The organism is Pseudoalteromonas sp. Of11M-6, assembly GCF_022347905.1.
Classification (GTDB): domain Bacteria; phylum Pseudomonadota; class Gammaproteobacteria; order Enterobacterales; family Alteromonadaceae; genus Pseudoalteromonas.
Window position 1 is genome coordinate 43817 of the sequence record NZ_JAKRFW010000020.1, and the last position, 25076, is coordinate 68892.

Sequence of the window (25076 nt, forward strand, 5' to 3'; positions counted from 1 at the left end):
AAGCCAGCAGTTGCTGGCTTTTTGCTGATTGGTAAAAGCAAGTAAAAGGCAGTCTAGCTATGATTAAAAAACAAGGGGCAATGGCGATTGCGCTATTAGCACTTACCGCTTGTAGTAGTAACTTTCAATTGCCAACAACGTCAACTTCACCGGTAGTTGCTGGAGAGTTGGATAAGACAATGTATTTACGCGGTGACTTCACTCTGTGGGATGCCGAACCTCAGTATCGCTTTGAAGAAACACAACCGGGGATCTACGCAACAAAAGCAAGATTCATGAGCCCAGGTAAAGTGTATGAATTTAAAATTGCTGATGAGCAGTGGAGTGAAGGCTACAACTGTGGCTATAAGAGTGAAGGGCAGTTAACGCTAGGACAACCGCTGGTCGCGGATTGTAACACTGTGTATAACTACTTTAGCTTTAAGCCAAGTAAAAAAGGTTGGTACGAAATCCGCTTAGATTATCGTAATCCTCGCTCACCAAAGGTGGTGATTGTAAAATCTTAAAAAAGCGGCATCAGCCGCTTTTTTATTGTCTATGACTCATGAGTTCAAACAGTGTGTTAAAGAGGAGATCACTGACCTTTCTTAATCACATATTTGTAAGGAGATTCGGCCACTGCTTTGGCAACCAAAGTGTGATCCATAAATTCACAGAAGCTCGGAATGTCCCTTGTCGTTGATGGATCATCTGCGATAACTAACAACGTCTCACCTAAGTTCATCCGTCTCACCATGCCTCTAATCATCATTACCGGCTCCGGACAACGTAAGCCTACTGCATCTAAGGTGTGGTCGGTATTATCAAAACTCATTGTGGGTGGCCTTGTTAGTTACGTTGTTAGTGACGAAAACTGCTATTTTAACCGCATGTTGTAAGTAAGCTCAAGTTTGGATAACTCAAGTCTTAGCCAGCCGAGGTGAGGTAAATGCGGGTAATAAAAAAGGCAAAACAGCTGTGCCGTTTTGCCTTGGTCACCAAGTTGAAGTTGTGTGCTGGTATTGTCTTATAAAAGCCCAGTACCAGCTGGTTGGAATTAGTTATCTACGCGCTCGAATACGGTAGCGATACCTTGGCCTAAACCAATACACATAGTTGCAAGACCATACTTCGCGTCTTTCTCTTCCATTAGATTGATAAGCGTTGTGCTAATACGTGAGCCTGAGCAACCAAGTGGGTGACCGAGTGCAATTGCACCACCGTTGAGGTTCACTTTCTCATCTACTTTGTCTAGTAGACCTAGATCTTTTAGCACTGGTAGTGATTGTGCTGCAAAGGCTTCGTTTAGTTCAGCAACATCAATATCATCGATAGTAATGCCCGCCTGCTTCAAGGCTTTTTGTGATGCTGGAACTGGACCATAACCCATGATGGAAGGATCGCAACCTGCGACTGCCATTGACTTAACACGAGCACGAATTGGAAGACCGAGTTCTCTTGCTTTAGACTCGCTCATGACCAACATAGCTGAAGCACCGTCAGAAAGCGCTGAAGAGGTACCTGCAGTTACCGTACCCGATGCTGGGTTAAATACAGGACGTAGCTGTCCTAGACCTTCTAGGCTTGTCTCAGGGCGGATAACTTCGTCATGCTCGACAAGTACAGGTGTACCATCGGCATCATGACCTTCCATTGGCAGGATTTCTTTTGCAAAACGCCCTTCAAGGGTTGCGGCATGTGCGCGCTGGTGTGAACGTACGGCAAATTCATCTTGCTGCTCACGACTGATACCATGCATTAGCGCTAAGTACTCAGCTGTTAACCCCATCACGCCAGCAGCTTGCGCAACTGATGTCGCAAGGCCTGGGTGAAAGTCATTACCATGTGTCATTGGTACGTGACCCATGTGCTCAACACCACCGATAAGGTAAGTGTCACCAGCACCTGTCATGATAGCGCGAGCTGCGTCATGCAAAGCCTGCATTGACGAACCGCATAGGCGGTTTACGGTTACCGCCGGTACGGTATGAGGAATGCCAGCTAAGAGTGCAGCGTTACGACCAACGTTAAAGCCTTGCTCTAAAGTTTGCTGTACACAGCCCCAGTAAATGTCATCAATTGAGTCTGGTGCTACTTGAGGGTTACGCTCAAGTAGGCCTTTCATCAAGTGTGCGCTGAGGTCTTCGGCACGTTTATGCTTAAATACACCGCCTTTTGAACGGCCCATTGGGGTACGAATACAATCTACGATTACCGCGTTTTCCATGTTACTGGCCCTCCACTTGATAGAACACTTTACCTTCATCTGCCCACTGTCTAGTTTGCTCAGAAACTCGATAAATTTCACCAAGATGAGCGTACTTATCAGCCATAGCTACAAAGTTTGCGAGGCCGATTTGGTCTAGATAGCGGAATGCACCACCTCTGAATGGAGGGAAGCCGATACCGTAGATCAGTGCCATGTCTGCTTCTTGCGGTGAAGCAACAATGTTTTCTTGCAGACACAGTAACACTTCATTGATCATTGGCACCATACAACGCTCAATAATCGTTTGTTTATCAAATTCAGTTGGTGCGTCACAAATACCGCTCAGCAGCTCAAGCGCGCTGTCGTCTTTACTCTTCTTCAAACGACCTTTGCGATCTGGTGCGTATTGGTAGAAGCCTTTTTGGTTCTTCTGACCAAAGCGCTCAGCCCCCGCAAGTACTGCGACAGGGTCTTTGTCTTTACGTGCCATGCGAGTAGGGAAGCCATCAGCCATTACACCAGTACAATGGTTTGCCGTATCGATACCCACTACGTCTAGTAGGTACGCTGGACCCATTGGCCAGCCGAAGACATTTTCCATAACCTTATCTACTTTTGCGAAGTCAGCACCTTCTACAACAAGTTGGCTGAAGCCTGCAAAGTAAGGGAATAGAACACGGTTCACGAAGAAACCTGGGCAATCGTTAACAACGATAGGAGACTTGCCAAGCTTTAAGGCATAATCTACCACTGCAGCAACGGTTTCATCCGATGTTTGCTCGCCACGAATGATTTCTACCAATGGCATTTTTGGCACTGGGTTAAAGAAGTGCATACCACAGAAGTTTTCTGGCTTCTCAAGTGCCGTGGCTAACTCATCAATACGAATAGTTGATGTGTTTGAAGTCAGGATCGTACCTTCTGGTAATTGCGACTCTAAACTCGCCAATACCGTTTTCTTGACTTTAGGGTTTTCAACAACGGCTTCTACGATGATGTCTGAGCCTTGTAGATCGTGATCGTTGAGCGTTGCTTTGATTTTACCTAAAGTGGCAACCATCTTGTCCATTGACATGTGGCCGCGCTGTACTTTTTTACCAAGTAGTTTTGCAGCCTCACCCATACCAAGGTCTAGGGCACCTTGCTGGATGTCTTTCATGACAATTGGCGTACCTTTGTAGGCCGATTGGTAAGCGATACCGCCACCCATAATACCAGCACCAAGTACCGCTGCTTGTTTGATCTCTGTTTTACTTTGTTTTGCTTGTTTCTTGGCAACCGTTTTGATGTATTGATCCGCTAAGAAAATACCGGTTTGCGCTGCGGCTTCTGCCGTTTTGGCAAGCTTAGCAAAGTTTTGGTTTTCGAGTGCCATCGCTTCTCTGCGACTAAGGTTTGCTGCCGCTTTAAGCGTTTGTACCGCCATCATTGGTGCTGGGTAATGACCTTTGGTTTTTGCCATGACTAAGCCTTCGGCCATACCAAAGCTCATACCTTGCTCAACACGATTCATCTTCAATGGGTCAAGCTTGATTTGGCGTTTCGCGCGCCAATCTAATTTACCTGCAATGGCTTGCTCCAAGGTACGAATAGCGGCAGCCATGAGTTTGTCAGTAGGTACTACACCGTCAACCGCACCCACTTTTAGTGCGTCATTCGCTCGGTTTTCTTGACCTGTGGTTATCCACGTCATTGCGTTGTCAGCGCCGATTAAGCGAGGAAGTCTTACGGTACCACCAAAGCCCGGCATAATGCCAAGCTTAACTTCTGGTAGGCCAATTTTTGCGTTGTCAGTTGCAATACGGTAATCCGTGGCGAGCAACCACTCGCAACCACCGCCAAGCGCAAGGCCATTTACTGCCGATAGTGTAGGGAAAGGTAAATCTTCTATTGCGTCGAAGACATCGGTTGCGGTTTTAATCCAACCAACAAGTTCTTCTTCTGGGCGTTGGAAAGTCGGAAGGAATTCAAAAATATCAGCGCCAACAATAAAGTGGTCTTTATCGCTGGTAAAAATTAAGCCGTCGATGTCGTCGCGCTGGCTCAATTCGATAAGTGCTTCGTGGCTTTCCTTTAGTACTTGCTGAGATAGTTTGTTTACTGAGCCTGGTAGGCAAAACTTAAACTCAGCGATATTGCCTTTGCAAAAATCAACTACAAAGGACTCGCGTTTGATTAACATACATGTTCTCCCGTGCTTTACACTGGTACGATGAGTTGTAATTTCAATCAGTGTGGATCCTTTGGCGGCAAATTGCAATGAAAAATTTACCGCACATTTACTGAAATACCTGAGTCGGTTTGCTATGGTGGCTTAACGCACCTCGCATTTAGTGTCATTTATGAGCATGCTCGCAAGTGACAAGCCGAGTTTTGGTCTTCAGCGCCATCTTTAGATAAGCATAATTTGGCTGTATTTCAATTTAGGTGTGTATTCTTTTGGCAGATAAAAAAGGGTTTGCATGACATATTGGTTACCCCGCTTAGCTGCAGGCAGCTTATGTATGGTGAGCTGGCTCTGTGCAGCCGATAGCACTCACGACGAATTTAAAGAGGCTGAGCGTGTCGCTTGGTCTGGTAATTATAATAATTTTAAAGCTGCAACAGCGCAGCTCGATCATCCACTTAAGCCATACGTTGAAATGGCATTTTACAAGCGTCACCCTAAACTCAAGTACCAGCAGGAAATTCAGCACTTTTTAACGGTATACGAACACACCCCATTAGAATGGCCTGTACGTTCAGCTTGGCTCGATTATTTAAAGCGGTATAAAAAGAAAGCACGATTCATCGAGTTCTATCGTGAAACCAGTGATGTTGAGCTCAAGTGTACGTATTTGGTGTATCAGTTGGACTTGGGTGCACCGAAAAAAGCCATTCTTGATCAGGTAGCCGGTATTTGGACGGTGGGAAAGTCTCAGCCCAGAGCTTGTGATGGTCTTTTTAACCAATGGCAAAAAGCGGGGTATAGAACGCCTGAGCTAGTCTGGCAGCGAATTTCTAATGCTGCGCAATCTGGTCAAACGTCACTGCTAGACTATCTTGAGAAGCTGTTACCAAAAAATGAGGCATACCTTGCCGAGCTATATAAAAAGGTTCGCCAAGATCCGAGTGCCGCTGCTGGGCTTTATCGGTTTAGTAAACGCACCGAAAAAGAAGCCGAAATTGCGGTATATGGTATAAGACGCCTCGTTTGGCGCGATCCTGATTTAGCGCTGCGTGCCTGGCAGAAGATGCAGGATATGTTTACCTTTACTCAGCGGCAAAAGGATAGTGTTGCTTATCGTTTCGCTCTAGCGCTTGCGTCTAAAGGGCATGAAGACGCACGGTTTTGGCTTAATAAAGTGCCCAAATCGTTGCAGGACAGAAAGCTACTACAGTGGCTGATGAGTAACATGCTGAAAGAGCAAGATTGGGAAGGGATTTCGGCCTTATTCGTGGGTCACGAGCAACTAAGCAATGGTCAACAATACTGGCTTGCATATAGCCTCGCGAAGCGTGACGAGTTAGCTAAGGCTAACGAGATTTGGCAGCAATTAGCGCAAGAGCGTGATTACTACGGTTTTTTGGCTGCTGCGCGTTTAGGATTACCAGTCTCACTGAATGAAGAGCCGTTAAATGTTGACCCCAGCATTGTCGAACGAGTATCTCATGCGCCTGGTTTTAAGCGAGCAAAGGCTTTATACGAACTGGAAAGGTATACTCAAGCACGTCGAGAGTGGAACTACCTTACTAACACCTCAAGCAAAGAGGAAAAGCTTGCAGCATCCATATTGGCTGCTGACTTTGATTGGTACGACAGCACTATTTTTACTCTTGCACAGATCAAAGCTTGGAATTACGTTGATTTGCGTTTCCCGATAGCGTTTAAAGAGCTGTTCACTAAATATAGTGAGCGTAATCGAGTCGATGTTGCATGGAGCATTGCGATTGCTCGCCGGGAAAGCTCTTTCGCACCGGATGCACGCTCGAGTGCGGATGCTCACGGTTTAATGCAGCTGCTGCCAAGCACTGCCAAATACGTCAACAACCGCAAACGCGTGGCAAAAAATCGCCTATATCATCCGGCCACAAACATTCGCTTGGGGACCAGTTATTTAGAGTATTTGAAGCGTAAAAATGCTGGAAATGAGGTTTTGGCGACAGCATCGTACAACGCGGGTTATCATAGAATTAAGCGTTGGCTGCCGTCAGAGGCTATGCCTGCTGAGCTTTGGATTGAGCTGATCCCGTACCGAGAAACACGTGACTACGTAAAAAATGTGATGGCATATCGACAGGTTTACCATACCCGCCTTGGTCGTGATGGCAACATATTGGCAAGTATCTTGGATATGAAAATTGTGAAATAACCGCACATGGCTGGTGCTTAGACTCAGTTCGTCGTTTTTAGGTAGCAGCTATGATAGACTCGATAGTATGTGAATTTTTGAAAATGGGTACACCATGGATAAGTTAGCAAATTTATACGCAGAGCACATTGCCACGTTGCAACAGCGTACAAGAACGATAGTAGAACGAGAAGGACTGGATGGACTTGTGATCCATTCGGGGCAAGCAAAGCGTCAATTCCTTGATGATATGTACTATCCGTTTAAAGTTAACCCGCAATTTAAAGCTTGGTTGCCTGTTATCGATAATCCGCATTGCTGGATTGTGGTTAATGGCAGTGACAAGCCGAAACTCATTTTTTATCGTCCGGTTGATTTTTGGCATAAAGTGCCTGACGAGCCGAGAGATTTTTGGGCAGAGTATTTTGATATTCAACTGCTGGTTAAGCCAGATCAGGTTGAACAGTTACTGCCATACGACAAAGCAAACTATGCCTATATCGGTGAATATTTAGAGGTTGCACAAGCGCTTGGCTTTACTCAAGTGAATCCAGAGCCGGTGATGAACTTCTTGCATTATCATCGTGCATATAAAACTCAGTATGAAATGGCATGTTTACGTGAAGCAAGCCGTCTTGGCGTGCTTGGCCACATGGCGGCGCGCGATGCCTTCTTTGCTGGTGGTTCCGAGTTTGAAATTCAACAAGCTTATCTTAATGCAACTCAGCATATGGAAAACGATACGCCATATGGCAATATTGTCGCCTTGAATGAAAATTGTGCGATTTTGCACTATACCCATTTTGAGCGTAAAGCACCGAGTAAGCACTTATCATTTTTGATTGATGCCGGTGCAAACTTTAACGGTTATGCGTCAGATATTACCCGTACTTATGATTTTGCTAAACAAGGTGAGTTTGCCGAGTTGGTGAAAGTCATGAACGATCACCAAATTGAATTGGGCAAAGCATTACAACCGGGCAAACTATACGGTGAGCTGCATATCGATTGTCATAATCGTGTGGCGCAAGTGTTGAGTGACTTTGGTATTGTTAAGCTTGGTGCTCAGGCCATCGTCGAGAAGGGGATTTCTTCCACTTTCTTCCCTCATGGTCTCGGTCACCATATTGGTCTACAGGTACATGATATGGGCGGATTCATGGCTGATGAAGCCGGCACGCACCAAGCACCGCCTGAAGGTCACCCGTTCTTGCGTTGTACTCGTAAGATAGAGGCTAATCAGGTGTTCACTATTGAGCCTGGGTTGTACTTCATCGATTCATTGTTGGAAGACTTGGCGCAAACAGAAAACAAACAGTATATCAATTGGGATAAGGTTGATGCACTGAAGCCTTACGGTGGTATCCGTATTGAAGATAACATCATTGTGCATGAAGATAGACTAGAAAATATGACGCGAGATTTCGGTCTCGAGTAAGCTGACTTCTAGCGCTAAAAGTAAGTATATTTGGGGGCCGATTGGCTCCCTTTTAGTTTGGAACATTATGTCTGAATATTTCATTCCGAGTGAATCAATTAGTCATCATGAGGAAATTAAGAAAAGCACGTTTATCGTACATTTGGCCCACACGCCAACCATCGAAGATGCTAAAGCGTTTATTAAGCAGATTAATGACGCGTATCCTGATGCACGGCACAATTGTTGGGCACACATCGCAGGGGCACCAGGTGGCAGCCATGTGTTAGGGTTTTCTGATGATGGTGAGCCTAACGGGACCGCTGGTAAGCCAATGCTCAATGTGCTAATGGGATCAGGGATTGGTGAAATAACCGCGGTGACGACGCGTTATTTTGGCGGTATAAAACTTGGCACCGGGGGGTTGGTTAGAGCTTATGGTGGCACGCTTAATAACGCACTAGCACAGCTAAGCACGACTAAAAAAGTACCGGCTTCTATTATTGTTGGCCACAGTGATTACCATCTTCAAGGTGTGATAGAGCAGCTATTACAAAGCCAGTTTACAGTGCTAAATTTAGATAAAGAATACACGGCTAATATTACCTGGCAAATAGCAGTAGATAGTCGTGAAACACAACAAATCATTGATGCTATTTATGAATTAACCAATGGTGTTGTATTATTTAAGCAACTCAAGGAGTAGGTTCTACTTCTTTACATTCACTAATTAACCTCTGGTTAAATAACAAAAAGCGCAGCGTACAAAATGCAATTTCGTACCATAATAAAAATACTCGGGCAGTTAGTCGCTCTATTTAGTATCACTATGGTGCCACCAGCCATTGTATCTTTGATATACAAAGATGGTGGTGGTGTACCTTTTGTTTTAGCTTTCATTTTTAGTGTGCTAATGGGTTTGTTTGCGTACTACCCAAACCGCAAGGAAAACGGCGATCTTAAAGCCAGAGAGGGCTTCTTAATCGTTGTCTTATTCTGGCTGGTACTGGGGTCGTTTGCATCATTGCCGCTCATTTTCTTAGATAAACCGAATCTATCTCTAGCAGATGCCGTGTTTGAAGCTTTTTCTGGGCTGACAACTACAGGGGCTACGGTATTGACGGGTATAGAACATTTACCTAAAGCGGTATTATTCTATCGCCAGCAGTTGCAGTGGCTTGGTGGTATGGGGATCATCGTATTGGCCGTAGCCGTTCTTCCTATGCTTGGGGTTGGTGGCATGCAGTTATATCGTGCCGAAACACCAGGTCCAGTTAAAGACTCAAAGATGACACCGCGCATTGCCGATACCGCCAAGCACCTTTGGTATATCTATGTGTCTCTAACGGCAGCTTGTACGCTGGCTTACTGGATAGCAGGAATGAATTGGTTTGATGCTATCTGTCATGCGTTTGCTACGATAGCTATCGGTGGCTTCTCGACTTATGACGCTTCTATGGGCTACTTCGATAACCCGCTCATTAACGTTATTTGCGTCATCTTCTTGCTGATTGCTGCCATTAACTTCTCGCTACATTATGCTGCTGTGTCGAGCCGCAATATTAAAGCCTATTTGCGAGATCCTGAGTTTAAAGTCTTTCTATTTATCCAGTTAGCGTTGGTAGTGATTTGTTTTGCGGTATTATCGTCAAGCAATGTCTATGAAACGGGTGATGAAACCTTAGATCAAGCGATGTTTCAGGCTGTGTCAATTAGTACGACTGCAGGGTTTGCGACCGATAGCTTCTCAACGTGGCCGCTGTTTCTACCTATTCTCTTGATTTTCTCTAGCTTCATTGGTGGCTGTGCTGGTTCTACGGGTGGTGGGATGAAGGTTGTGCGTGTCTTCTTACTCTATTTACAGGGGATCCGCGAGCTTAATCGTTTAGTGCATCCACGCGCTATTTACTCGATAAAATTAGGCCGCAAGGCATTGCCTGATAAAGTGGTGGAAGCGGTGTGGGGGTTCTTCTCGGCTTATGCGCTGGTGTTTGTGATTATTATGATTGCATTACTGGGGACGGGACTCGATAATATTACTGCATTTTCAGCAACTGCGGCCTGTCTAAATAACTTGGGCCCAGGATTGGGAAGTGTTGCAGCGCACTACGGCGACATTAGCGATGCAGCAAAGTGGATCCTTACTCTTGCTATGGTCTTTGGCCGCTTAGAGATCTTCACGTTGTTAGTCTTATTTACTCCTACCTTCTGGCGTGGGTAACTGTGCTTAAGTTGTGGGCTCTTTTGCTAGGAGCCTACAGCTGACAGTACCACTACCTTGTTTCTGCCCTTTGTGACAAGTTGTCATCTTCCTTTTGAACTTCGCAAAGAAAAAGTTAATAAAAATTTCAAAAACTCGGATTTTCGGGGTTTTCAAGTGTCAGTATTTTTACAACGATTTAACTTGGAGGCGACGATATTGCTTGCCACACGCTTTTCAGATAAAGGGTTTAAAGTGATTGAGGGATTTGCTGCTAGCCATGAGCAGGACTTGGGTATGCAGCTTATAGAACGAAGCGTAATACAGTTAAATAGCTTAATCGATGAGGTCGGTTACTTGCAACATAACCAGCCCACATTAGGTAGTGCTCAATCATATGACTTGTTTCATCAAATTGGCTGTGAGAGTGGTATACGGTTTGTTGTTCAAGTGATTTCAGAAAATGAGCTCTGGCAAAAGCGCCAAATACCAGCGATTGTCGATGACTTCGAGACGGAGGGAGCAGGCTGCTTATTCAAACATGATGTCTCGGGTATATTATTTGTTGCTAAGCGTAACAGCGAACCTATGATGTTGTTTATTGAGGATAACGAGCTTGGTATGCCACAAAGTTCGCTTGAGGTACAAAGTAAAATGATGACGTTAAGAGATGGTGCGATAATATTAAAAAGCCATTTTTTAGTCAAATAGACGGATCTTTGCTAGATATTGCTGATGGTCGGGGAGTTGTAATTAATCTGAATTCAGTTTTAAATGGCCTTCCGCTAAAACTGCTACAATAAAAAAGTAGTAGAGTGAACTCAGGAAGGGTTGGATCCATGTTAAAAACTCAAGAGGTTGGGCAAGAAACTTTGCTCACCGCAATCAGCGCTGGAAGTATTGTTGATTTAGAAATTTGTTTACCGGCAAATAGTAAAAGAATAAAAACAGAATATGTCGGTATGCTACAAGGGGCGTTTTTAATTCTTAACCATCCCAACCCTAAGCGATTAGGCGCGGCGCTGGACTTTGTTATGGAAGGGACTTCGGTTATCGTTCGGGCTTTGCTCGAAAATGGTGATGGCCAAGTCATTGCATTCAAATCGCAAATCAAAGCGGTTTCAGTCCATCCCGCGCGGCTTATTTTTCTCTATTTACCCGAAAAGGTACAAACATACAAACTCCGCTCGCAAAACCGGGTGCCAACCTTAATCCCCGCTAAGTTTCACTGTCATGGCAGCAAAGATGTTGGGGTAATAAAGGACATCTCACTTGCTGGTTTACAGCTCGACTTAACGTCAATTGATGCTGAACATATGGAAGAAGGTTTAAAGTGCGAAGTGTTTATCGAAGGTAAAGAAGGGAATCAGATCTCGCTAGAAGGGGATATTCGGCGTATAAAAAGTCATGAGCAAATCGTCTCTCTAGGCATTCACTTAACCTCAGAACCAGAAATAATCCGCAGCGTATTAAAAGACTATTTAATCGATTTATCTATTTTTCAAGACCAACAAGATACCTAGTGAGTACGGCGCTTTACACCATTTAAATGAGATAATTCACCCTTAAAATTGATTGGAGAATTAACTCAATTGGCATTAAACGAATAAAGCGCTTACCTGGAAGAGTTTTTCCACAACACCGATTTGCTTTTTATCGATTAGGAACATGATCACATGGTCGCCAGAGAGAATTATAGTATCGTCATGTGCGATCAGTACATCTTCATCACGGACAATGGCACCGATAGTCGCACCCGGCGGTAATTTGATATCGCGAATAGCACGACCGACAACCTTAGAGGTGTTTTCATCGCCATGTGCTACAGCTTCAATGGCCTCTGCAGCACCTTTACGCAATGAATAAACGTTAACGATATCTCCACGACGAACATGGGTGAGTAGCGCTGATATAGTCGCTTGCTGTGGTGAGATGGCAATATCAATGTCGCCACCTTGCACGAGGTCGACATAGGCACCACGTTGAATAAGCGCCATGGTCTTTTGTACGCCCATACGTTTTGCAAGCATCGCAGCCATAATATTGGCTTCGTCGTCGTTCGTCACCGCGATGAACACGTCTACTTGCTCTATATGTTCTTCTGATAGCAGTTCTTGGTCTGAGGCATCGCCACAAAAAACTACTGTATTATCAAGCATTTCAGATAGTTGTGTGGCACGAGCTTGATTGCGTTCAATAAGCTTGACGCTATGGTTCTTGTCTAATGAACTTGCCAATCCCGCACCTATGTTACCGCCACCGGCAATCATAATTTTCTTGTAAGAGCGTTCGAGCTTTTGTAGCTCGTTCATGACCGCACGAATATGCTTGGTTGCGGCGATAAAGAAGACTTCATCATCGGCTTCAATTACGGTGGTGCCGAGTGGCTTGATGGCTTTGCCTTGGCGATAAATAGCGGCAACGCGGGTGTCGACGTTTGGAATATGCTCTTTTAATGCAGAAAGTGCATAGCCAACGAGTAAACCGCCGTAATAAGCTTTAACCGCCACGAGTGACAGCATGCCCTCTGCAAATTGCAACACCTGCAAAGCGCCTGGGTAATCTATTAGCCTGCGGATATATTGCGTTACTAGCTGCTCCGGTGCGATGTAATGGTCGACCGGTAGGTCGTCATTGTGAAACAGCTTTTCTTTGTACTTTAAGTATTGCTCAGAGCGGATCCGCGCAATTTTGGTTGGCGTATTGAAAATACTATAGGCAACCTGGCACGCAACCATATTAACCTCATCCGAGCTGGTTACGGCGATTATCATGTCGGCGTCCTCAGCACCTGCTTGACGTAAGATCTCAGGGTGAGCACTGTGGCCAGTGACTCCCTGTAGATCGTATTTGTCTTGCAGCTCTCTTAAGCGCTCGCCATCGATGTCGACAACGGTAATTTCATTTTCTTCACCGACGAGGTTTTCTGCCAGTGTCCCGCCGACTTGGCCGGCGCCTAAGATGATGATTTTCATATTGGTTATGGTCGATTTTCTATTATTGTTTTGTCAACTTTGCGTAGTAAAACCCATCACTCAATCCGGGTAATAGCTGCAAGCCTGGTTGTGTTTGTGTGTCTGCATCGTGCAAAGGTACAAGCGTTGCATCAGGGGTCGCAGAAAGAAAGCGTGCGATCTGTTGCTGGTTCTCTTGTGGCAGTACCGAGCAGGTAGCATAAACTAGTGTGCCACCGGGCTTAAGCAATGGCCAGATTTTATCAATAATTTGTGCCTGTAACGTCACCAAGTTATCAATATCAGAAGCACGTCTTAGCCATTTGATGTCCGGGTGTCTTCTAATAACGCCAGTTGCAGAGCAAGGTACATCCAATAAGATGCGATCATATTGCTCGCCACCCCACCATGCTTCGGGGTCACTTGCATCGCCCTCAAGGCATTTGGCCGACAATCCGATCCGCTCAAGGTTTTGCTCTACACGTAGCAAGCGGTCACCATCAGCATCAATTGCAGTCACTTTGGCATCTGCCAACTCCAAAATATGGCAAGTCTTACCGCCTGGGGCGGCACAAGCATCAAGGATATTTTCACCTGCTTGTGGTGCTAATAATCTCGCGGCTTTTTGGGCAGCGGCGTCTTGCACTGAGCAAGCGCCAGCAGCAAATTGTGGTAGTGCGTAAACGTCGATTGGGCTATCAAGTAAGATCCCGTCAGGGTATTCGCTATGAAGCTGATAGGCTACCCCTTCTTGGTCTAGCAGAGCTGCATAATCGGCAGTAGAGAATTGCGATTGGTTAACACGCAGCCACATTGGTGCTTGTTGTTGGTTCGCTTCTAAAATAGCTTGCCATTGAGTTGGGTAAGCTGCTTTTAGTTGATTGATAAACCAGCCTGGGTGGTTGTATAAACAAGCTGGGATTTCGGCAGCGCTGGTTTCTAATTCGACCTGATGACGTTGGAAGCTGCGTAAAATTGCATTAACTAAGCCTTTCATGCCGGGCGCTCTTAGTGGCGTAAGTGCGTTTACCGTTTCGGCTACTGCAGCATGAGCTGGTACACGCATATGTTGCAGTTGGTAAATACCCACATACAGCAAAAACTGGAAAACACGGCGCTTACCTTTAAGTGGTTGCTCAAGTAATTGCTGGCAATAATGTTCAAGCGAAGGCAAGTACCTTAATACGCCATAGCAAATTTGCTGTAGCAAGGCTTTGTCTTTACCGTCTAACTGGCTGGTGGCAAGTGGTAATTGAGCACTTAACGATGCGCCTTTATCGACGACTTGAAATAGGGTTTGGGCGGCAAGTGCGCGAACATTACTCACGCTTCACCAACCTTAGCACCAATTGCTACCCAGTCAGCTCGACCATTCAAAAAGTCTTGTGCAGACATGGGCTTTTTACCTTGTGGTTGCAAGGTTTGAATTTCTAATGACTGTGTGCCACAGGCAATTACAATACCGTGCTTGTCCGCACGTAGCACATGTCCTGCATCACCTTGTTCGTCAACTACCTTCGCTTGCCAAATCTTGACGCTGTTACCCGCCATATTGGTAAAGCAAACCGGCCATGGATTAAATGCGCGGATGTTACGTTCAATTTGCGCGGCTTCCATCAGCCAGTCAATCTCGGCTTCTTCTTTGCTTAGCTTCTTAGCATAATTCGCTAGTGTATCGTCTTGCTTTTCTGGCGTGATCTCGCCCGCAGATAAGCGTGCTAGCGTATCGATCAGTGCATCAGGGCCAAGTTCAGCAAGCTTGTTGTAGAGATCTGCACTGGTATCAGTAGCTGTAATAGGGCAGCGGGCGATGTGCAACATATCACCGGTATCTAGGCCCTCATCCATTTGCATGATGGTTACGCCAGTTTCATTGTCGCCAGCCCAAATAGCACGCTGAATAGGCGCTGCGCCTCGCCATCGTGGTAAAATTGAGCCATGAACATTCAGGCACCCAAGTCTAGGAGTATCTAAAATAGTTTTTGGTAATAATACTCCGTAGGCAACAACAATCATGACATCGGCATCAAGCGCGGCTAGCTCTGCCTGTGCGTCCGATGTTTTTAATGATTGCGGTTGTAGCACTGGCAGGTTGTGTTCTTGTGCTAATACTTTTACTTCACATGCTTTGAGCTTTTTACCACGTCCAGCTGGACGGTCGGGTGGGCAGTACACTGCCACGACGTCATGTTGTGATTGAATAAGTGCGTCAAGGTGGCGCGCTGCAAAATCAGGCGTGCCTGCGAAAACGATACGCAAAGGATTACTCACGAAATACCCTAAAATCAGTTGGTTGGAGATTGGTTAAGCTTGCTTTGCAGCGAACTTAGCTTCTTTTTCAAGCTTCTTACGAATACGGTCACGTTTAAGTGGTGATAGGTAATCGATAAATAGCTTACCAACTAAGTGGTCTAATTCGTGTTGAATACAAACGGCAAGCAAACCATCAGCGTCCAGCTCATATGTTTCACCACGTTCGTTCGTTGCCTTTACCGTGACCGTTTCAGCGCGATCTACTTTTGCGTATGAATATGGTACTGACAAGCAGCCTTCTTCGCTCACTGTAGTACCATCGCGTTTGGTTATTTCTGGGTTGATTAATACGCGTGGCTCATCGCGCTCTTCAGAAACGTCAATAACGACGATACGCTGATGAATATCAACTTGCGTAGCCGCAAGGCCGATACCATTTTCATCATACATTGTTTCCAGCATGTCTTTAACTATTTGACGTATTTCGTCATTAACCTCTGCTACAGGCTGTGCAACAGTGCGTAAACGCTCGTCTGGAAACTTTAAAACTTCTAATATAGCCATGATTACCCTAAATCAATTTATCGTGTAAGCTAGTGTATGGTCTTATTTTAGCCATTCAAGTTCCCCTTTAACAGGTTTTGGTGGATAATAACCAAAAATAACCACAAGGAAGCCATCATGAAATATCCGATTGCTGCATTAATACTCGCTAGCTGCTCTGTTTTCTCTGTGAAAGCGGACACTTTGGCTGTAAAAGCAGATGCACCACAGCGTTATGTGGTGAAAAAAGGCGATACCTTGTGGGATATTTCAAAAATGTACCTACGTTCTCCATGGAAGTGGAAGCAATTGTGGCAGTGGAATCCTAGTATTCAAAACCCAGATCTGATTTATCCAGGAGACAGTCTTAAGCTACTTTACGATGAAAATGGCAATCCAATACTGGTGTTAGACAAAGGTGTGAAGAAGCTGTCACCGCATACACGTATTGTTAACCAAAAAGTGGCTGCTATTCCTACCTTGCCACTACCCATCATGGAACCGTTTTTGCGTTTCGAGCAAGCACTTTCTGAGTCGGAGTTTTCTGATAGCCCAATTGTACTGGGAGCTAATCGAAATATTAAAAATGCGACTCCGGGTCATCTTTTGTATGTTAAAGCTGATTTAGTAAAAGGTGGGCACTATGCCATCTATCGTCGCGGTGAAATCTATCGTGCAATAGACAGCCAACAATTGCTTGGCTTGGAAGCTGTGTTAGTTGGTTCTGGCCACGTGGTTGAGCAAGGTGACCTAGCTGCGGGGCGTCCGGCAAAGCTACAGTTAGAGGTTGCCAAACAAGAGGTTAGAGCTGGAGATATTGTACTACCCATATCTACCGGACAAAGCTTTCCGGCACAGTTTTCTATGTCTCGTCCTGAGGAGCAAACTTTGGGCCGTATTATTGCGAGCGATAATAAGCTCAGAGAGTTTAGTACCATGAGTGTTGTGGTACTAGATGTGGGTAGTAAAGCACGGCTAAAAGAGGGACATGTCCTTGATATTATAAGGCAATCACCTACAGTTATAGAAAGTCAACACGGTCCGCGCTATATTGAAGATGCATCACGACTTGACAAACTGATCACCGAAATGGGATCTTGGTTTGGTGAGGAAAACGATGACGATAGCGTGGTATGGCATATGCCAAAGGAAAAAGTCGGTGAGCTGATGGTCTTTAAAGTGTATGAAGACTTAAGCTACGCTATGGTTGTTGAAACTTCGGAGCCGATCCGCGTTGGTGATCATGTACAAGCATTCAAGGAAACTGCCAGTAACTAGGTGGTAGAATTTCTCCTTGAGTGAGTCAGTAAACTCAAGGAGAGAGTATGAAACAAGCTAAACTAGCTCAAGCTTTGGCATTAACCCTTTGCCAAGGGCTGGGTATCAAAACCATCACTGCATTACTTAATCACGTCCCCCTTGCGCAATTATTCACATTAAGCCAAGTTGAGCTTTGTCAGCTTGGGCTACAAGAAAATGTTGCTGCCAATTTAGCGAGCACAGATTGGTCTCGTATCGAGCACATATTGGCTTATTGTCAATGTCAGCAAATTCATGTTGTATCTTTGTTTTCTCCTGAGTACCCCGAGCAACTAAAAGAGATCTGTAACCCTCCCTTAGTGCTCTTTTGCAGAGGGAATATTGCGTTATTAAAACAACCACAAATTGCGGTTGTCGGTAGTCGTAGTTCAACGAGAACTGGGCTTGGGCTTGCACATGAATTTGCACAGGGCTTAAGTCGCTCGGGGTTGGTGGTGACGTCGGGTATGGCGAGAGGGATTGATGGCGCAGCGCACCAAGGTGCACTTGATGTTCAAGGAGGAACCATTGCTGTGCTAGGGACAGGCGTTGATGTTGTTTACCCCAAACGCCATCAACGGCTTTATGAAGACATCGTACAGCATGGCTTGGTAGTAAGTGAGTTCTTACCAAACACTCAAGCAAATAGTAATCACTTTCCGCGGCGTAATCGCATAATCTCGGGTTTGTCTTTGGGTGTTTTGTTGGTTGAAGCCGAAGTAAAAAGTGGCTCGCTAATTACCGCACGCTATGCACTGGAGCAAAACAAAGAAGTGTTTGCGATCCCTGGCTCAATTAAAAATCGATTAAGTAGCGGTTGTCATTACTTGATTAAGCAAGGCGCAAAACTCACCGAAAATATTGAGGATATTTTGGAAGAAGTGAGCTTTTTTTGTGAAAACAGTCTATATAGTATAGAAATAGGGGAGCAAAAAGAGGAGCAATGTCCCGTATTAGAAAACCTTGGCTTTGAGGTGACGTCAGTCGACACTTTAACGCAAAGGACCCAGTGGCCAGTAGAGCAGGTGATTGCCAGACTATTGGACCTAGAACTCGAAGATAAAGTAGAGCGTGTACTCGACGGCTACATAAAACTCGCGAGGGGTTAAGAAGATGTTTGATATTTTAATGTATTTATTTGAGAACTATATTCACAGTGAGGCAGAAATCTTTGTCGAACAAAATGAACTCACCGATGAACTCCTTCGCGCCGGCTTTAATCAAGGCGAAATATACAAAGCGCTTGATTGGCTTGAGCAACTTGCAGATTTACAACACAGTGACGAAAACCCCTATTTAAATGCTAAACCGGACCATGCAACGCGGATCTACACCGACAGCGAATGCAATATGCTAGACGTTGAAAGCCGTGGTTTTTTAATGTTTGTGGAACAAGTCGGAGTGATTGACAGTACCACCAGAGAAATGGTGATGGATCGCTTATTCGCGTTGGATAAAACCTATATCAGCCTAGATGATTTAAAGTGGGTGATACTAATGGTGCTATTTAATGTGCCGGGTAAAGAACATGCTTATGCGCAGATGGAAGATCTGATTTTTACCGAGCCTGCATCTGTAGTTCATTAACTCTGCTCTAGCATGACAAGTTTCCTTCGGTAAGTTGAGGTCTTGACCTCAGCTTACCGCCTTTCAATAATGTTTACTACTTAGTTGAAAGCGCTGATATCAAATACTTGCAAGGGGGAATTTCCATCATTTCCTTGACCCTAAAAACGAGGCGATTATATTAGGCGCATATTTGCACAAGGGGGCGGTGGTAAAGCGATGAGTAAAATAGACCATGCATTATTTAATGCAGACAAACATGCATTAGAAAAAGAGTATGAAGTATGTCCAGAATGTGGCTCTGAGCTGGTAATCAAAAACAGTAAAAATGGTCCATTTATTGGCTGCGCTAGCTACCCGACTTGTGATTATATTCGCCCGCTCGCACATCATGATAGCCATGTAATTAAAGTACTAGAAGATGTGGCTTGTCCTGAATGTGGCAAAGATCTAGTGATAAAAAATGGCCGCTACGGCATGTTTATTGGCTGTACTGGGTATCCTGATTGCCACTATATTGGTCATGAAGATGCGCCACCCACAGCGGCGTTGCCTGCGTGTCCAAAATGCCAAAAAGGCAACCTAATTCAGCGTAAAAATAAGTTTGGTAAACACTTTTATAGCTGTGACACTTACCCAAGTTGTAAGTATACCTTGAACGCCAAGCCTGTAGAGCAGGCTTGTCCTGAGTGTCATTGGCCCGTGCTGGTGGAGAAAACCCGAGCGGGTAAAGCTGTGCTACAATGCCCGCAGAAATCATGTCAAAAGATAGTGGAAATACCGTGAGTAATGACAATAAAGCGGATGCTGCGACAATAACAACGCCCGAGTCGGCACTTCAAGCTGGCAAAGTGATCTGTTATCCAACGGAAGCCATTTATGGTTTAGGTTGTGATCCTGATAACCAAGATGCGGTCACTAAGTTACTAACAATCAAATCTCGACCCATAGGAAAAGGGTTAATCTTAATCGCCGACAATTATGGTCAATGTTTGCCCTACGTGGATGACAATAAAATCCCGATGGATAAGCGCGCTGATATTTTTTCGTCATGGCCAGGCGCCATTACTTGGTTATTGCCAGCGAAAGCCAGTACGCCGCATTGGTTAACAGGGGGACACGACACTATCGCTATTCGTGTTACTAGCCATCCCATTGTAAAGCAGTTGTGTCAACGTTTTGGTAAGCCGATTGTATCTACCAGTGCCAATGTAACGGGTCAAACTCCAGTTGTTTCGTTGTCGGAAGCTCGTAGCCAGTTTGGCTCGCAAGTTGGCTATTATGTTGAAGGTGAGTTAGGCGGCAATACGACCCCAAGCGTCATCAAAAATGCAATGACTGGCCAAGTGATCCGAGGATAAAAAGTACCATGAGTAAAATAAACCTAGAGACCGTAAAAGCCTTTTTATTACAACTACAAGATAATATCTGCCAAGGCTTAGAGGCTGCCGATGGTAACGCTCAGTTTGTTGAAGATGCCTGGGAGCGTGCTGAAGGTGGTGGCGGTCGCACTCGCGTGATCCGTAATGGCGATGTTATTGAGCAAGGCGGGGTAAACTATTCACATGTTTTTGGCGCTTCCATGCCAGCCTCTGCGACGGCACACCGTCCAGAGTTAGCAGGCAGAAGCTTCCATGCCTGTGGGGTATCTTTAGTGATCCACCCGAAGAATCCCAATATTCCAACTAGCCACGCCAATGTGCGTTTTTTTATTGCTGAGAAAGAAGGTGAAGAGCCGATTTGGTGGTTTGGTGGCGGTTTTGATTTAACCCCATTTTATCCAGTTCTTGATGATGTGAAGCACTGGCACCAAGTAGCAAAGGATTTGTGCGCACCATTTGGTGACGCGGTATACGGTGACTACAAAAAGTGGTGTGATGAATATTTCTATTTAAAACATCGAGATGAGACTCGAGGTGTGGGTGGTTTATTCTTTGATGACTTAAACCAATGGGGCTTTGAAAAGAGCTTTGCATTTATGCAAGCTGTTGGTAATGGCTTCCTTGATGCTTACCTGCCTATTATTGAAAAACGCAAAGATACACCGTATAGCGAACAAGAGCGTCAATTCCAGCTATATCGCCGAGGTCGTTACGTTGAATTTAATCTGGTATGGGATAGAGGCACATTGTTTGGTCTACAAACAGGTGGACGTACCGAGTCTATTTTAATGTCGATGCCACCATTGGCACGTTGGGAGTATGACTTCCAGCCTGAGCCAGGATCGAAAGAAGCTGAGCTTTATAATTATCTTACGCCAAAGAATTGGTTGGCGATGTAATAGAGTAAAAAAGGAGCCGAAGCTCCTTTTTTACTTTTAGCGGTTCACTTAGTTTAATTTAAATCCGCGCACTTGCTCATCCAAATCGCGCGCAAGGGTGAGCAACTCTTCACTGATCTGTTTAGAGCCATGGGCATCAACTAGCGAGCGCTCAGCATTATCGCTAATCGCCACTACGCTACGATTGATTTCTTCAGCGGCCAAGTTTTGCTGCTCAGTGGCATCGGCAATTTGCAGGTTTAAGGCATTAATTTCGTGCATCTGTGTCGAGATGTCTTTAAGCGCTTGTGCCACTTTCTTGACCTGATGTGCGCGGTCATCTGCTTCTTCGCAAGAAGCACTCATTGCTGCCACGGTTTGCTGTGCCTCGGACTGTAGTTTATCGATAGTGCGTTTGATTTCATCGGTTGAGTCATGTGTTCGTGTCGCAAGTGTTCTGACTTCATCCGCAACAACCGCAAACCCTCTTCCTGCTTCCCCGGCTCGTGCGGCCTCTATTGCTGCATTGAGCGCTAAGAGGTTGGTTTGCTCCGCGATACTACTGATCACTTCGAGTACTTTACCCACTTCTAGTGTTTGTGCTTGAAGCTGAGAAACTTGTTCTGCAGCTTGCCTTACATCTTGTGCTAATTGGTTGATACTTTGCTCAGTATGATTAGCAACAGCCATGCTTTCCTCCGCGAGGTGATTGCTGCTATCAGACTTTTCTGATGCAAAGTGGGTGGTATTTTTTACTTCACTTGAAGAGCTTTCAAGCTCATTAATTGCGGCTGCAACAGAGTCCGTCCCTTGTTTTTGCTCTTGAATGGCCAGCTCGGTAGTTTCAGCTGAAGCATATATAGATTCTGCTGAGTGAATAAGTATTTTTGAAGAGTTGGATAACTGCGCAATATTGTCTTTAAAGCTATCCATCATTTTATTGAAGTTAATCGCCAAGCGTCCAAGCTCGTCATCGACTTGGTCGTCTATTCGTAATGATAAGTCTTTGTTCGTCGTTGCGAGGCGCATGGTCCGGCCTAGCGTTTTTAGTCGTACTATAAAGAGCTTCCTGAAAAGTACGCCTAAAATTACAAAGGTGGTAATAAAGATAGCTGAGAGAAGCGCAGTGCTAAACCACGTATTAGTGTGTACCGTATTATCAATATCATCCAAAGAGTAGCTGATCCGCACAACGCCGAGCACATCGCCTTCCTTTGCCTGATGACAACCTAAGCAATTTGTTCCTTTATAGCTTTCTTTGGCCACCATCGGCTTTAAATAAGTCATGATGCGACTACCGTCGCGTTGTTCAATAACTAAGGTTTCTTTCCCGTTCAATGCATCAAACTCAGCCTCAGAGTTAGGTGCTTGATTTACATTACCTGGACCGTAAAGCTTATTAACTTGCTCGGAGCGGATAATATGCGCATCTTCGATGTTTGGATGATTGCGAATTTTATCACTCAGAATTTCACGGTTTGCCATGGTGCCGGTCAGCATCATAGTATTGATAGAATCAAAGTAATTATCTGCCAGTAGCTTAATATTACTTTCGACTGTTTCTTCAGCGAGCGTCTTTTGTTGACTGCTGCTACTAAGGATACTGGCAATCAAGACGAGCACGCCCGTCACTGCCAGTAACGTATAAATTTTATGTTGAATAGATTTCACACGCATCGCACCTGTACACAATTAGAACAGTGATTATGCATCTCTACTCAAGAACGGGATTTGACCTAGCGCAAAATAGCCGTGTAATTTTAATTAACTAATACTTTAGTTTTGTTCTTGATTAATCATATGTGTCGCAAGCTGAGCGAGGGACTGCCTTAATCCTTCTCTTAATAATGGGTTTCCTACCTCTAAGTCTAATGCTTTATTCATGCAGTGCATCCATTGATCCCGTAAATCTTGGTCGATAGGGAAGGGCATATGGCGCATTCTTAGGCGTGGGTGACCATATTTCTCTGCAAATAAATCGGGCCCGCCTAACCAACCAGAAAGAAATTCAAAAAATACCTGTCTGATCCTATCTAATGGTTGTGGATGCATATCGTAAAGCGGCTTTGCATAGGGGTCGGTTGCCATAATATCGTAAAAGCGGTTGGCAAGGTCGCGGGCGCCTTGTTCTCCACCAATGATTTCATAAGGTGTTTTTTCTGGAGTGGGGGCACTATTTGTTTGTTCTACGGTTGCATCTTTATTAAAGATACGTTTAATTAACTGCTTCATAATGACTCTTTCAAGGCGCTCTTATAACGATGGACAAATACGCGGTATTCGGTAATCCGATAAAGCATTCTAAATCGCCGGCAATCCATGCGCAATTCGCACAGCAATGCCAGCAGCAATTAGAATACGAGGCTATTTTGGCACCAGAAGATGCCTTTATTCAAACTGCATCGACATTTTTTGCCCAAGGTGGTTGTGGTGCGAATGTGACTTTACCTTTTAAAGAGCAGGCATTTGCCTTTGCAGATACCCTTACCGAACGAGCTAAGCTCGCTGGTGCCGTCAATACCCTAATCAAACAGCAAGATGGCAGTATTACAGGCGATAATACTGATGGTGCAGGTCTGGTACGAGATCTCATGAAACACCAAACTAAACTTGAGGGAGCTAACGTACTATTGATTGGTGCAGGTGGCGCTGCCAAAGGCTGTATCTATCCGCTCCTCCAGGCCGGAGCAAAACGGATCGTCGTGACCAACCGTACTGAGTCAAAGGCATTGCAACTAGCAGAGCAATTTGCCTCGTATGGAGAGGTTACAGGGTGTGGCTTAAACAATATCCCCGACATTGGTTTCGATATTGTGATTAACTCCACCTCATCGAGCATCACAGGGCAAGTGCCAGACGTTAGCCCTACTGTTATTACATCCTGCTTAGTTGCCTACGATATGTTCTACAGCGACCAGCAAACAAGTTTCTTAGGCTGGGTGGCGCAACACAATCAACAAACGCAATTGATAGATGGCATAGGTATGTTAGTTGAGCAGGCCGCAGAAGCGTTTTACCAATGGCGAGGGGTGAGACCTGATACGTCCGAAACATTTAGGCTTATTAGAGGGTAAATATGAACCAAGCAATACTGTTTAATGATGACATCAGTTATCAACAGGGAGAGTTAACGTTTACGGCGATGGCCAGTGGTCAGCTGATCCGCTGTAAAATTGCAACCAAGCTTGAGCAGGAAGCTGCAATAGCACACTTTGCTCAGCACCAATTCGATTATGAAATGCAGGCTGAGCAATTAATAGAGGATGAAGCGTTTAATGAGGCGGGAGAGATAAGCTTAGCTTTCCTCTAAATATTCATCTTTAAGTTCCACGTAATTTTGGGCGGACACTTTTAAAAATTGTAACTCTTGTTCGGTGAGGGGTCTGGCTTGTTTTACCGGACTACCGACATATAAAAAACCGGACTCAAGATTTTTATTAGGTGGGACAAGTGCACCACCACCAATAATAACGTCATCTCCTACGGTGACGTTGTCCATAATAATTGCACCCATACCTACGAGAATACGATTACCAAGTTTGCAACCATGCAACATGACTTTATGACCAACAGTCACATCATCACCAATAATAAGCGGGTAACCGTCAGGTACTGACGCGCTCTTTCTTGTTAAATGCAGTACGCTTCCGTCTTGAACATTAGTTCGTTTCCCTATCTTGATGTAGTTCACATCGCCTCTGGCTGCAACCAATGGCCAAACGCTGCTGTCTTGGCCAATTTCTATATCACCGACCAAAACGGATGATTCATCAATATAAACGCCTTGTGCCAAGCGCGGGGATTTACCTTTATAACTTCTAAGCATGTCTAGATTACTCATCTCTCGTGTCTTGTGTCACTAGTGTAGAGTGTTGAATTGTAAAACTCTAGTACGAAAAAACTGCAAAAAGATAAGCAAAAGTGTCAAAAATAAGCGTTTCGCTTCATTTTTGCTCGAACAAACGTTTTTTCGCAATTTTCTTTAAAAAAAGGGTTGCACTAAAATCGGATCGCCCTATAATGCGACCCCACTGACACGGGGCGCTACGCTGAAAAGCAAAGCAG

Annotated in this window: 25 protein-coding genes; 15 read left to right on the forward strand and 10 right to left on the reverse strand. The window is 44.9% G+C overall.

Translation table 11 applies throughout. The features are described from left to right. Positions 1-59 precede the first annotated feature (59 nt). Entirely contained in the window at positions 60-506 is a 447-nt protein-coding gene (locus MHN32_RS11915; RefSeq protein WP_010604165.1) for a hypothetical protein, read from the forward strand. 68 nt (positions 507-574) lie between these two features. On the opposite strand, the gene tusA is transcribed toward MHN32_RS11915, so the two are convergent. From tusA to fadB, 3 genes are all read right to left on the reverse strand, one after another. Then, a complete protein-coding gene (gene tusA, locus MHN32_RS11920) occupies positions 575-814 on the reverse strand; it encodes a sulfurtransferase TusA (protein WP_010376829.1) in 240 nt (79 codons plus the stop codon). A gap of 222 nt (positions 815-1036) precedes the next feature. Continuing rightward, positions 1037-2206 carry an acetyl-CoA C-acyltransferase FadA gene (fadA, locus tag MHN32_RS11925; RefSeq protein ID WP_010604167.1) on the reverse strand — a complete coding sequence of 390 codons (1170 nt, stop codon included), beginning with the start codon at positions 2204-2206 and terminating at the stop codon, positions 1037-1039. A gap of 1 nt (position 2207) precedes the next feature. Continuing rightward, on the reverse strand, positions 2208-4370 hold the full coding sequence (gene fadB, locus MHN32_RS11930) for a fatty acid oxidation complex subunit alpha FadB (protein ID WP_102055795.1): 2163 nt from the start codon (positions 4368-4370) through the stop codon (positions 2208-2210). 280 nt (positions 4371-4650) lie between these two features. Here fadB and MHN32_RS11935 point away from each other — a divergent pair, with 280 nt between their 5' ends. The 6 genes from MHN32_RS11935 to MHN32_RS11960 all read left to right on the forward strand — a co-directional run bounded on the left by MHN32_RS11935 (position 4651) and on the right by MHN32_RS11960 (position 11659). Beyond that, positions 4651-6540 carry a transglycosylase SLT domain-containing protein gene (locus MHN32_RS11935; protein ID WP_239421794.1) on the forward strand — a complete coding sequence of 630 codons (1890 nt, stop codon included), beginning with the start codon at positions 4651-4653 and terminating at the stop codon, positions 6538-6540. A gap of 94 nt (positions 6541-6634) precedes the next feature. Continuing rightward, positions 6635-7957, forward strand: coding sequence for a Xaa-Pro dipeptidase (gene pepQ / locus MHN32_RS11940; RefSeq protein ID WP_010604170.1), 1323 nt, complete (start codon positions 6635-6637; stop codon positions 7955-7957). 67 nt (positions 7958-8024) lie between these two features. Beyond that, positions 8025-8642 (forward strand): YigZ family protein, encoded by a 618-nt coding sequence (locus tag MHN32_RS11945; protein ID WP_095729699.1) that lies wholly within the window; start codon positions 8025-8027, stop codon positions 8640-8642. Between the two features lie 63 nt (positions 8643-8705). Continuing rightward, a complete protein-coding gene (locus MHN32_RS11950) occupies positions 8706-10157 on the forward strand; it encodes a TrkH family potassium uptake protein (protein ID WP_010604172.1) in 1452 nt (483 codons plus the stop codon). Between the two features lie 156 nt (positions 10158-10313). Beyond that, a complete protein-coding gene (locus tag MHN32_RS11955) occupies positions 10314-10847 on the forward strand; it encodes a hypothetical protein (RefSeq protein WP_233525194.1) in 534 nt (177 codons plus the stop codon). 128 nt (positions 10848-10975) lie between these two features. Continuing rightward, a complete protein-coding gene (locus MHN32_RS11960) occupies positions 10976-11659 on the forward strand; it encodes a flagellar brake protein (RefSeq protein WP_010604174.1) in 684 nt (227 codons plus the stop codon). Positions 11660-11734: 75 nt separating this feature from the next. Here the strand turns inward: MHN32_RS11960 and trkA are convergent, their stop codons facing one another. From trkA to def, 4 genes are read right to left on the reverse strand one after another with little or no spacing between them, the layout of a single operon-like run. Beyond that, complete coding sequence (trkA, locus tag MHN32_RS11965; RefSeq protein ID WP_239421795.1) at positions 11735-13111, reverse strand: Trk system potassium transporter TrkA; 1377 nt, start codon at positions 13109-13111, stop codon at positions 11735-11737. Between the two features lie 22 nt (positions 13112-13133). Further along, positions 13134-14417, reverse strand: coding sequence for a 16S rRNA (cytosine(967)-C(5))-methyltransferase RsmB (gene rsmB, locus MHN32_RS11970; RefSeq protein WP_239421796.1), 1284 nt, complete (start codon positions 14415-14417; stop codon positions 13134-13136). Then, complete coding sequence (gene fmt / locus MHN32_RS11975; RefSeq protein WP_102055798.1) at positions 14414-15361, reverse strand: methionyl-tRNA formyltransferase; 948 nt, start codon at positions 15359-15361, stop codon at positions 14414-14416. Before fmt ends, rsmB begins: the two co-directional genes overlap by 4 nt. 33 nt (positions 15362-15394) lie before the next feature. Next, positions 15395-15907, reverse strand: coding sequence for a peptide deformylase (gene def / locus MHN32_RS11980; protein ID WP_239421798.1), 513 nt, complete (start codon positions 15905-15907; stop codon positions 15395-15397). A gap of 117 nt (positions 15908-16024) precedes the next feature. Here def and MHN32_RS11985 point away from each other — a divergent pair, with 117 nt between their 5' ends. The 6 genes from MHN32_RS11985 to hemF all read left to right on the forward strand — a co-directional run bounded on the left by MHN32_RS11985 (position 16025) and on the right by hemF (position 21032). Then, the gene (locus MHN32_RS11985) at positions 16025-17164 is read left to right on the forward strand and encodes a LysM domain-containing protein (protein WP_174170118.1); all 1140 of its coding nucleotides are present in this window, start codon (positions 16025-16027) and stop codon (positions 17162-17164) included. A 47-nt stretch (positions 17165-17211) separates the two neighbouring features. Next, entirely contained in the window at positions 17212-18294 is a 1083-nt protein-coding gene (dprA, locus tag MHN32_RS11990; protein ID WP_239421800.1) for a DNA-processing protein DprA, read from the forward strand. Positions 18295-18298: 4 nt separating this feature from the next. Continuing rightward, a complete protein-coding gene (locus MHN32_RS11995; RefSeq protein ID WP_010376797.1) occupies positions 18299-18772 on the forward strand; it encodes a DUF494 family protein in 474 nt (157 codons plus the stop codon). A 198-nt stretch (positions 18773-18970) separates the two neighbouring features. Further along, a complete protein-coding gene (locus MHN32_RS12000) occupies positions 18971-19537 on the forward strand; it encodes a type I DNA topoisomerase (RefSeq protein WP_010604181.1) in 567 nt (188 codons plus the stop codon). Further along, entirely contained in the window at positions 19534-20112 is a 579-nt protein-coding gene (locus tag MHN32_RS12005; RefSeq protein WP_239421807.1) for an L-threonylcarbamoyladenylate synthase, read from the forward strand. The genes MHN32_RS12000 and MHN32_RS12005 overlap by 4 nt, the downstream gene beginning before the upstream one ends. 8 nt (positions 20113-20120) lie before the next feature. After that, a complete protein-coding gene (hemF, locus tag MHN32_RS12010; protein ID WP_010604183.1) occupies positions 20121-21032 on the forward strand; it encodes an oxygen-dependent coproporphyrinogen oxidase in 912 nt (303 codons plus the stop codon). Positions 21033-21080: 48 nt separating this feature from the next. On the opposite strand, the gene MHN32_RS12015 is transcribed toward hemF, so the two are convergent. Further along, positions 21081-22688 (reverse strand): methyl-accepting chemotaxis protein, encoded by a 1608-nt coding sequence (locus MHN32_RS12015; RefSeq protein ID WP_239421802.1) that lies wholly within the window; start codon positions 22686-22688, stop codon positions 21081-21083. A gap of 99 nt (positions 22689-22787) precedes the next feature. After that, positions 22788-23243 (reverse strand): group II truncated hemoglobin, encoded by a 456-nt coding sequence (locus MHN32_RS12020; protein WP_235368483.1) that lies wholly within the window; start codon positions 23241-23243, stop codon positions 22788-22790. Between the two features lie 29 nt (positions 23244-23272). Here MHN32_RS12020 and aroE point away from each other — a divergent pair, with 29 nt between their 5' ends. Further along, entirely contained in the window at positions 23273-24085 is an 813-nt protein-coding gene (aroE, locus tag MHN32_RS12025; protein WP_239421803.1) for a shikimate dehydrogenase, read from the forward strand. Positions 24086-24087: 2 nt separating this feature from the next. Next, positions 24088-24321 (forward strand): DUF1488 family protein, encoded by a 234-nt coding sequence (locus MHN32_RS12030; protein WP_010604187.1) that lies wholly within the window; start codon positions 24088-24090, stop codon positions 24319-24321. On the opposite strand, the gene MHN32_RS12035 is transcribed toward MHN32_RS12030, so the two are convergent. Continuing rightward, positions 24307-24852 (reverse strand): gamma carbonic anhydrase family protein, encoded by a 546-nt coding sequence (locus tag MHN32_RS12035; RefSeq protein WP_102055807.1) that lies wholly within the window; start codon positions 24850-24852, stop codon positions 24307-24309. The two genes, MHN32_RS12030 and MHN32_RS12035, sit on opposite strands and share 15 nt — an antisense overlap. Positions 24853-25076: the final 224 nt, after the last annotated feature.

What these genes read in the sequence shown, in the direction of transcription:
- MHN32_RS11995 (WP_010376797.1), top strand. Translation starts at nt 18,299, where the DNA reads ATGTTTGATATTTTAATGTATTTATTTGAGAACTATATTCACAGTGAG.
- MHN32_RS11985 (WP_174170118.1), top strand. Translation starts at nt 16,025, where the DNA reads ATGAAATATCCGATTGCTGCATTAATACTCGCTAGCTGCTCTGTTTTC.
- MHN32_RS11945 (WP_095729699.1), top strand. Translation starts at nt 8,025, where the DNA reads ATGTCTGAATATTTCATTCCGAGTGAATCAATTAGTCATCATGAGGAA.
- MHN32_RS11935 (WP_239421794.1), top strand. Translation starts at nt 4,651, where the DNA reads ATGACATATTGGTTACCCCGCTTAGCTGCAGGCAGCTTATGTATGGTG.
- hemF (WP_010604183.1), top strand. Translation starts at nt 20,121, where the DNA reads ATGAGTAAAATAAACCTAGAGACCGTAAAAGCCTTTTTATTACAACTA.
- MHN32_RS12015 (WP_239421802.1), bottom strand. Translation starts at nt 22,688, where the DNA reads ATGCGTGTGAAATCTATTCAACATAAAATTTATACGTTACTGGCAGTG.
- MHN32_RS12035 (WP_102055807.1), bottom strand. Translation starts at nt 24,852, where the DNA reads ATGAGTAATCTAGACATGCTTAGAAGTTATAAAGGTAAATCCCCGCGC.
- tusA (WP_010376829.1), bottom strand. Translation starts at nt 814, where the DNA reads ATGAGTTTTGATAATACCGACCACACCTTAGATGCAGTAGGCTTACGT.
- fadB (WP_102055795.1), bottom strand. Translation starts at nt 4,370, where the DNA reads ATGTTAATCAAACGCGAGTCCTTTGTAGTTGATTTTTGCAAAGGCAAT.
- MHN32_RS11915 (WP_010604165.1), top strand. Translation starts at nt 60, where the DNA reads ATGATTAAAAAACAAGGGGCAATGGCGATTGCGCTATTAGCACTTACC.
- MHN32_RS12000 (WP_010604181.1), top strand. Translation starts at nt 18,971, where the DNA reads ATGAGTAAAATAGACCATGCATTATTTAATGCAGACAAACATGCATTA.
- MHN32_RS12030 (WP_010604187.1), top strand. Translation starts at nt 24,088, where the DNA reads ATGAACCAAGCAATACTGTTTAATGATGACATCAGTTATCAACAGGGA.
- def (WP_239421798.1), bottom strand. Translation starts at nt 15,907, where the DNA reads ATGGCTATATTAGAAGTTTTAAAGTTTCCAGACGAGCGTTTACGCACT.
- pepQ (WP_010604170.1), top strand. Translation starts at nt 6,635, where the DNA reads ATGGATAAGTTAGCAAATTTATACGCAGAGCACATTGCCACGTTGCAA.
- fadA (WP_010604167.1), bottom strand. Translation starts at nt 2,206, where the DNA reads ATGGAAAACGCGGTAATCGTAGATTGTATTCGTACCCCAATGGGCCGT.
- MHN32_RS12020 (WP_235368483.1), bottom strand. Translation starts at nt 23,243, where the DNA reads ATGAAGCAGTTAATTAAACGTATCTTTAATAAAGATGCAACCGTAGAA.
- aroE (WP_239421803.1), top strand. Translation starts at nt 23,273, where the DNA reads ATGGACAAATACGCGGTATTCGGTAATCCGATAAAGCATTCTAAATCG.
- MHN32_RS11950 (WP_010604172.1), top strand. Translation starts at nt 8,706, where the DNA reads ATGCAATTTCGTACCATAATAAAAATACTCGGGCAGTTAGTCGCTCTA.
- dprA (WP_239421800.1), top strand. Translation starts at nt 17,212, where the DNA reads ATGAAACAAGCTAAACTAGCTCAAGCTTTGGCATTAACCCTTTGCCAA.
- trkA (WP_239421795.1), bottom strand. Translation starts at nt 13,111, where the DNA reads ATGAAAATCATCATCTTAGGCGCCGGCCAAGTCGGCGGGACACTGGCA.
- MHN32_RS11960 (WP_010604174.1), top strand. Translation starts at nt 10,976, where the DNA reads ATGTTAAAAACTCAAGAGGTTGGGCAAGAAACTTTGCTCACCGCAATC.